This is a genomic window from Micromonospora sp. NBC_01699 (assembly GCF_036250065.1).
Classification (GTDB): Bacteria; Actinomycetota; Actinomycetes; order Mycobacteriales; family Micromonosporaceae; genus Micromonospora_G.
This window is the reverse complement of sequence record NZ_CP109199.1, coordinates 6,559,540-6,567,500: the sequence shown is the minus strand read 5'-3', so window position 1 is coordinate 6,567,500 and position 7,961 is coordinate 6,559,540. Positions and strand designations below refer to the sequence as shown.

The window sequence follows — 7,961 nt, the reverse complement described above, 5'->3', positions numbered from 1 at the left end:
CATCTCAGTACCCGTAGGAAGAGAAAACAAAATGTGATTCCGTGAGTAGTGGCGAGCGAAAGCGGATTGAGGCTAAACCGGCTGCGTGTGATACCTGTCAGGGGTTGCGTGGTTGGGGTTGTGGGACTCTGCTGATTCAACTGACATTGGGTCGAGAAGTTATAAAACCAGTTGCTAGCCGAATGGTGTGGGAAAGCCAACCGTAGACGGTGAGAGTCCGGTAGGTGAAAGTGGCTGGTCTTCTGTGGATGTTCCCGAGTAGCGGCGGACCCCTGTAATCTGCCGTGAATCTGCCAGGACCACCTGGTAAGCCTAAATACTTCCTGGTGACCGATAGCGGACTAGTACCGTGAGGGAATGGTGAAAAGTACCCCGGGAGGGGAGTGAAATAGTACCTGAAACCGTTCGCCTACAATCCGTCGGAGCCTTTAGGGGTGACGGCGTGCCTTTTGAAGAATGAGCCTGCGAGTTAGTGGCATGTGGCGAGGTTAACCCGTGTGGGGTAGCCGTAGCGAAAGCGAGTCTGAATAGGGCGTTCAGTCGCGTGTCCTAGACCCGAAGCGGAGTGATCTAGCCATGGGCAGGCTGAAGCGTGGGTAAGACCGCGTGGAGGGCCGAACCCACCAACGTTGAAAAGTTGGGGGATGACCTGTGGTTAGGGGTGAAAGGCCAATCAAACTCCGTGATAGCTGGTTCTCCCCGAAATGCATTTAGGTGCAGCGTCGCGTGTTTCTTGCCGGAGGTAGAGCACTGGATGATCTAGGGGGCCTACAAGCTTACCGAAATCAGCCAAACTCCGAATGCCGGTAAGTGAGAGCGCGGCAGTGAGACTGCGGGGGATAAGCTTCGTAGTCGAGAGGGAAACAGCCCAGATCACCAGCTAAGGCCCCTAAGCGTGTGCTAAGTGGAAAAGGATGTGGGATCGCATAGACAACCAGGAGGTTGGCTTAGAAGCAGCCACCCTTTAAAGAGTGCGTAATAGCTCACTGGTCAAGTGGTTCCGCGCCGACAATGTAGCGGGGCTCAAGTACACCGCCGAAGCTGTGGCATTCATATTTTACTTCGCGTGTTCTTTCGAGGGCGCGTGCAGGTGTGTGGATGGGTAGGGGAGCGTCGTGCCGCGGGTGAAGCAGCGGAGTGATCCAGTTGTGGACGCGGCACGAGTGAGAATGCAGGCATGAGTAGCGAAAGAAGGGTGAGAAACCCTTCCGCCGGATGACCAAGGGTTCCAGGGCCAGGCTAATCCGCCCTGGGTGAGTCGGGACCTAAGGCGAGGCCGAGAGGCGTAGTCGATGGACAACGGGTTGATATTCCCGTACCCGCGAAAGAGCGTCCGTGGTGAACCTCATTGTGCTAACCATTTGATTCTGCTGGGGCCTTCGGGTTTTGGTGGTTGATTCTGGGAACCTGGTGGGTAGTAGTCAAGCGATGGGGTGACGCAGGAAGGTAGCTGAGCCCGGCCGGTGGTTGTGCCGGGGTAAGCGTGTAGGCCGTGTCGTAGGCAAATCCGCGACGCATATAGGCTGAGACGTGATGCCGAGCCGATTCAGGTGAAGTCAGTGATCCTATGCTGCCGAGAAAAGCCTCTAGCGAGTTCTTAGCGGCCCGTACCCCAAACCGACACAGGTGGTCAGGTAGAGAATACCGAGGCGATCGGGCGAACTGTGGTTAAGGAACTCGGCAAATTGCCCCCGTAACTTAGGGAGAAGGGGGGCCGGAGACGTGAAGCCCCTTGCGGGTGGAGCGTTGTATGGCCGCAGAGAGCAGGGGGAAGCGACTGTTTACTAAAAACACAGGTCCATGCGAAGAAGTAATTCGATGTATATGGACTGACGCCTGCCCGGTGCTGGAACGTTAAGGGGACCGGTTAGCTCTTCGGGGCGAAGCTGAGAACTTAAGCGCCAGTAAACGGCGGTGGTAACTATAACCATCCTAAGGTAGCGAAATTCCTTGTCGGGTAAGTTCCGACCTGCACGAATGGCGTAACGACTTCCCCACTGTCTCAACCACAGGCCCGGCGAAATTGCATTACGAGTAAAGATGCTCGTTACGCGCGGCAGGACGGAAAGACCCCGGGACCTTTACTATAGCTTGACATTGGTATCCGAATTAGCTTGTGTAGGATAGGTGGGAGCCGGTGAAGTCCATACGCCAGTATGGGTGGAGGCAATCTTGAAATACCACTCTGGTTGATTTGGGTATCTAACTTCGGACCGTGATCCGGTTCAGGGACAGTGTCTGGTGGGTAGTTTAACTGGGGCGGTTGCCTCCTAAAATGTAACGGAGGCGCCCAAAGGTTCCCTCAGCCTGGTTGGCAATCAGGTGTTGAGTGCAAGTACACAAGGGAGCTTGACTGTGAGACTGACAGGTCGAGCAGGGACGAAAGTCGGGACTAGTGATCCGGCACTTGCGAGTGGAAGCGGTGTCGCTCAACGGATAAAAGGTACCCCGGGGATAACAGGCTGATCTTCCCCAAGAGTCCATATCGACGGGATGGTTTGGCACCTCGATGTCGGCTCGTCGCATCCTGGGGCTGTAGCAGGTCCCAAGGGTTGGGCTGTTCGCCCATTAAAGCGGTACGCGAGCTGGGTTTAGAACGTCGTGAGACAGTTCGGTCCCTATCCGCCGTGCGCGTAGGATACTTGAGAAGGGCTGTCCCTAGTACGAGAGGACCGGGACGGACGAACCTCTGGTGTGCCAGTTGTCCCGCCAGGGGCACGGCTGGTTGGCTACGTTCGGAAGGGATAACCGCTGAAAGCATCTAAGCGGGAAGCTCGCTTCGAGATGAGGTATCCCACCCATGCAAATGGGGTAAGGCCCCCAGCTAGACTACTGGGTTGATAGGCCGGAGATGTAAGCTCGGTAACGGGTTGAGTTGACCGGTACTAATAGGCCGAGGACTTGATTACTAAGGTGCTACGCGTCCACTGTGTGATTCCCGACAAACGAACAACACCCCAAATATGGTTTGGGTTGAGTTGTTTGTTAAGTCGATAGTGTTACGGCGGTTATAGCGGTGGGGAAACGCCCGGTTACATTCCGAACCCGGAAGCTAAGCCCTCCAGCGCCGATGGTACTGCACTCGTGAGGGTGTGGGAGAGTAGGACGCCGCCGGACAACTTTCTAGTTAGGGCCACCCTTCGGGGTGGCCCTAACTTGTTTCCCAGCCACAATGTGTCGCCCTGTTTCCAGCACGTGATGTGCTACTTCCCGCCGTCGGTCCGGAAACGAATCCGACGGCGCGCGGTCAGCTTCGGGTCTGTACGGCGGAACGGATCTCCAGCATCAGGGGCGCCGCCTCGTCGGCCGTACGGCCCGGGAACATCGCCAACGCGACACTGCCATGGTCGGCCCAACCGCAGACCGTCAGGTCGTCGCCCTGGTGGCTGGTCCCGCACTTGAGCACCCCACCCAGTTCACCCGCCGGCACCTCACGCAGCCCGTCGATCCGGCCGGAGTCGTCCGCCACCAGCTTGAACAGGCGATCCAGATCCTGCTCCGGCTGCCACATCACCGTCGTACCGCCGAAGAGCAGGACCGAGCCCTCCGGCCGGGCCGGGTCGGCGTACACGGCCGCGATGCTCTGGTCGACCTCGATGTCGGCGAGGAACCCGCTGCGCAGGTAGTCGGCCGTGGTCCTGGCTCGCTCGCTGCCGTCCAGGGTGAGGCCGGCGAGCTGGTCGGGCGTGGTGAGGGAGGCGTCCTTCTGCTGTGCGACCTGCCACCCGAAGGCGCCCAGGACCGCGGCACCGGCCACCCCGATGAGCAGGGCCGCGCCGAGCGCGATCAGCCGACGGCGCGACGGCCGACCCGACCGCTCCCTCTCCTCCTCGTCGTCGTCAAATCCGAAGCCGGGGGTGATGTCGTACGGCTCCGGGGTGACGTCGACCGGCACCGGATCGGTGGCCGAAGGGCGATCGAAGAGGTTCGCGTCGGACATGACCGACACCGTAGCCCAACCGGTGGTGGTCCACGACGGTCCCGGTCGGGGCCTCCGTAGACTTTCAGGGTGACCGAGACACTGGATACCCAACGCACGGCCGTCCCGTCCCTGCCCGCGCAGTACCAGCCGGGTGAGGTAGAACAGCGACGGTACGAGCAGTGGGTAGCCGCCGGCCACTTCCGGGCGTCGGCGGACAGCGACAAGCCGCCGTTCACCATCGTCATCCCGCCGCCGAACGTCACCGGCTCGCTGCACATGGGGCACGCCCTCGACCACACCGTGCAGGACGCCCTGATCCGGCGCAAGCGGATGCAGGGCTTCGAGGCGCTCTGGCTACCCGGCATGGACCACGCCGGCATCGCCACCCAGAACGTGGTCGAGCGGCAGCTCGCCGCCCAGGGCCTGTCCCGGCACGACCTGGGTCGGGAGAAGTTCGTCGAACGGGTCTGGCAGTGGAAGGCCGAATCCGGTGGGACGATCCTCGGCCAGATGCGCCGGCTCGGCGACTCGGTCGACTGGGACCGCGAGCGTTTCACCATGGACGAGGGCCTCTCGCGGGCCGTACAGACGATGTTCAAACGGCTGTACGACGACGGCCTGATCTACCGCGCCGAGCGCATCATCAACTGGTGCCCGCGCTGCCTCACCGCCCTGTCGGACATCGAGGTCGAGCACACCGACGACGACGGCGAACTCGTCTCGATCCGGTACAGCGACGACGTGGTCGTCGCCACCACCCGGGCCGAGACGATGCTCGGAGACACGGCGGTGGCCGTACACCCGGAGGACGAGCGGTATCGGCACCTGATCGGGACCGAGGTCGAGGTGCCGCTCACCGGGCGTTTGATCCCGATCGTCGGCGACGAACACGTCGACCCGACCTTCGGCACCGGCATGGTGAAGGTGACCCCGGCGCACGACCCGAACGACTTCGAGATCGGCCAGCGGCACCAGCTGCCCTCGCTCACGATCATGGACGAGCGCGGCGTGATCACCGCGCCCGGTCCGTTCGAGGGTCTGGACCGGTACGAGGCCCGGCCGGCGATCGTCGCCGCGCTGCGCGAGGACGGCCGGATAGTGGCGGAGAAGCGGCCGTACGTACACGCGGTCGGGCACTGCTCGCGGTGCCGTACGACGGTGGAGCCCCGGCTCTCCTTGCAGTGGTTCGTCAACACCACCCCGCTGGCGCAGGCGGCCGGTGACGCGGTCCGCGACGGGCGGGTCCGGATCGAGCCGGCCGAGCTGTCCAAGCGCTACTTCGCCTGGGTCGACAACATGCACGACTGGTGCATCTCCCGCCAGCTCTGGTGGGGACACCGGATCCCGGTCTGGTACGGCCCGGACGGCGAGGTCGTCTGCGTCGGGCCGGACGAGCAGCCGCCCGCCGGGCCGGGCTGGCGGCAGGACGAGGACGTACTCGACACCTGGTTCTCCAGCGGGCAGTGGCCGTTCTCCACCCTCGGCTGGCCGGAGCGCACCGCCGACCTGGAGAAGTTCTACCCGACCAGCGTCCTGGTCACCGGCTACGACATCCTTTTCTTCTGGGTCGCCCGGATGATGATGTTCGGCCTGTACGTGATGGACGGCAAACCGCCGTTCGAGGTCATCGCGCTGCACGGGATGGTCCGCGACCAGTACGGCAAGAAGATGTCCAAGTCGTTCGGTAACGTCATCGACCCACTGGACTGGATCGAGCGGTTCGGTGCCGACGCGACCCGGTTCACCCTGGCCCGGGGCGCCAACCCCGGTGCGGACGTGCCGGTCAGCGAGGACTGGTGCCAGGGCTCCCGCAACTTCTGCAACAAGCTCTGGAACGCGACCCGGTTCGCGCTGATCAACGGCGCGAACGTTGACGGGCCACTGCCGGAGCCGGCTCGACTCTCCCCGGTCGACCGGTGGATCCTGTCCCGGTTGCAGCACGTGGTCGCCGAGGTCGACGAGCAGTTCGAGGCATACGAGTTCGCCAAGGTCTGCGACACCCTCTACCACTTCGCCTGGGACGACGTCTGTGACTGGTACCTCGAACTGGCGAAGCCGGTGCTGGCCGCCGGTGGCGAGCCGGCCGAGGTCACCCGCCGGGTGCTCGGACATGTACTGGACCAGGTGCTGCGCCTGTTGCACCCGATCGCGCCGTTCGTGACCGACGAGCTGTGGATCGCGTTGACCGGGCGGGAGACGGTGCAGACCGCGACCTGGCCGGTGACCGAGCCGACGCTGGTCGACGACGCCGCCGAGGCCGAACTGGTCACGCTGCAACGGGTGGTGACCGAGATCCGTAGGTTCCGCTCCGACCAGGGGCTGCGGCCCGCGCAGCGGGTCGCAGCCCGGCTCGACGGGTTGGCCGACGCGCGCATCGCCGGACACGAACCGCTGATCCGTTCGCTGGTCCGGCTGGACGACGCCGGCCCGGACTTCACGGCCAGCGCGACGCTGGCGGTGGCCGGTGGGGTGAACGTGGCCCTGGACACCCGTGGCTCGATCGACCTGGCGGCCGAACGGGCCCGGCTGGAAAAGGACCGGGCGGCGGCGGAGAAGGAAGCGGCCCAGGCTCGGGCGAAGCTCGGCAACCCCGCGTTCGTGGACAAGGCACCGGAGCCGGTGGTCAACAAGATCAAGGATCGGCTGGCCGTCGCCGAGGCCGACCTGGCCCGGATCGCCGCCGCACTGGAGGCACTCTCGTGAGCGACCGTAACGAGTTCAACCGGGTCGACGCGGAACTGGAGGCACGCGGCTTCACCCGGATGGTCTTTGACCTGGGCCGGATCGAGCAACTGCTCGACCTGCTCGGCAGCCCGCAGCGGGCGTACCCGTCGATCCACCTGACCGGCACCAACGGCAAGACCTCCACCGCGCGCATGATCGACGGGTTGTTGCGGGCGTTCGGCCTGCACACCGGCCGCTACACCAGCCCGCACCTGGAGACTGTCCGGGAGCGGATCAGCCTGGACGGGGAACCGGTCAGCGAGTCGCGGTTCGTCGACGCGTACCGGGAGGTGGTGCCGCTGGCGCGACTGGTCGACGTGAAGGCCAGCGAGCCGCTGACGTACTTCGACATGACCACGGCGCTGGCGTTCGCGATCTTCGCCGACGCGCCGGTGGACGTGGCCGTGGTCGAGGTCGGCCTCGGCGGGGCGGACGACTCGACCAACGTGCTCGGCGCCGGCGTCGCCGTGATCACCCCGATCGGGCTCGACCACACCGAGTGGCTCGGCGACACGATCGAGGACATCGCGCTGGCCAAGTCCGGCATCATCCACAAGGGTGCCACGGTGATCTCGGCGACCCAGACCGAGGAGGCCGCCCGACCCCTGCTGGAGCGGGTCGCCGAGGTCGGCGCCACCATCGCCCGCGAGGGCAGCGAGTTCGGAGTCGTCCGGCGGGCCGTGGCCGTGGGCGGTCAGGTGCTGGCCATCCAGGGACTCGGCGGCGTCTACGACGAGATCTTCATCCCGCTGCACGGTGCCCACCAGGCGCAGAATGCCGCGGTGGCGCTCGCCGCGGTGGAGGCGTTCCTCGGTGCCGGCGCCGACCGGCAGCTCGACATCGACGCGGTCCGCGAGGGCTTCGCCGAGGCCAGCTCACCCGGCCGGCTGGAACGGGTACGGTCCGCGCCGACGATCCTGCTCGACGGTGCGCACAATCCGCACGGGATGGCCGCCACCGTCCACACCCTCCAGGAGGAGTTCGCGTTCAGCCGGCTGATCGCGGTGCTCGGCGTACTCGCCGACAAGGACGTGTCCGGGATGCTGGAACTGCTCGAACCGGTGGTCGACGCCGTGGTGGTCACCCGGAACACATCACCCCGGGCGATGCCGGTCGAGCAACTGGCCGAGCTGGCCGAGGAGTTCTTCGGCCCGGATCGGGTCCAGACGGCGGAGGACATGCCCGACGCGATCGAGCTGGCCGTGGAACTCGCCGAGTCGAACCCCGAGGCCGAGCTGAGCGGGGTCGGCGTACTGGTCACCGGGTCCGTGGTCACCGTGGCGGACGCACGGCGGCTGCTGAAGCGATGAAGCCG

General features: G+C 64.3%; 3 protein-coding genes and 2 rRNA genes (1 of these 5 running past the window's edge). 4 read left to right on the top strand and 1 reads right to left on the bottom strand.

All coding sequences use genetic code 11. The annotated features are described in order from the left end of the window. Both OG792_RS26745 and rrf read left to right on the top strand, forming a co-directional pair. A 23S ribosomal RNA gene (locus OG792_RS26745) occupies positions 1-2,909 on the top strand (it extends 200 nt beyond the left edge of the window). A 91-nt stretch (positions 2,910-3,000) separates the two neighbouring features. After that, positions 3,001-3,117: ribosomal RNA gene (rrf, locus tag OG792_RS26740) — 5S ribosomal RNA — on the top strand. Between the two features lie 130 nt (positions 3,118-3,247). Here rrf and OG792_RS26735 read toward each other — a convergent pair. Then, on the bottom strand, positions 3,248-3,940 hold the full coding sequence (locus OG792_RS26735; RefSeq protein WP_329103442.1) for a hypothetical protein: 693 nt from the start codon (positions 3,938-3,940) through the stop codon (positions 3,248-3,250). Between the two features lie 69 nt (positions 3,941-4,009). On the opposite strand from OG792_RS26735, the gene OG792_RS26730 reads away from it, so the two are divergent. Continuing rightward, a complete protein-coding gene (locus tag OG792_RS26730; RefSeq protein ID WP_329103440.1) occupies positions 4,010-6,625 on the top strand; it encodes a valine--tRNA ligase in 2,616 nt (871 codons plus the stop codon). Positions 6,626-6,684: 59 nt separating this feature from the next. Next, on the top strand, positions 6,685-7,956 hold the full coding sequence (locus OG792_RS26725) for a bifunctional folylpolyglutamate synthase/dihydrofolate synthase (RefSeq protein ID WP_442932505.1): 1,272 nt from the start codon (positions 6,685-6,687) through the stop codon (positions 7,954-7,956). Positions 7,957-7,961 lie beyond the last annotated feature (5 nt).

Coding starts and splice junctions, on each gene's coding strand:
- OG792_RS26725 (WP_442932505.1), top strand. CDS start 6,685: ATGGTCTTTGACCTGGGCCGGATCGAGCAACTGCTCGACCTGCTCGGC.
- OG792_RS26735 (WP_329103442.1), bottom strand. CDS start 3,940: ATGTCCGACGCGAACCTCTTCGATCGCCCTTCGGCCACCGATCCGGTG.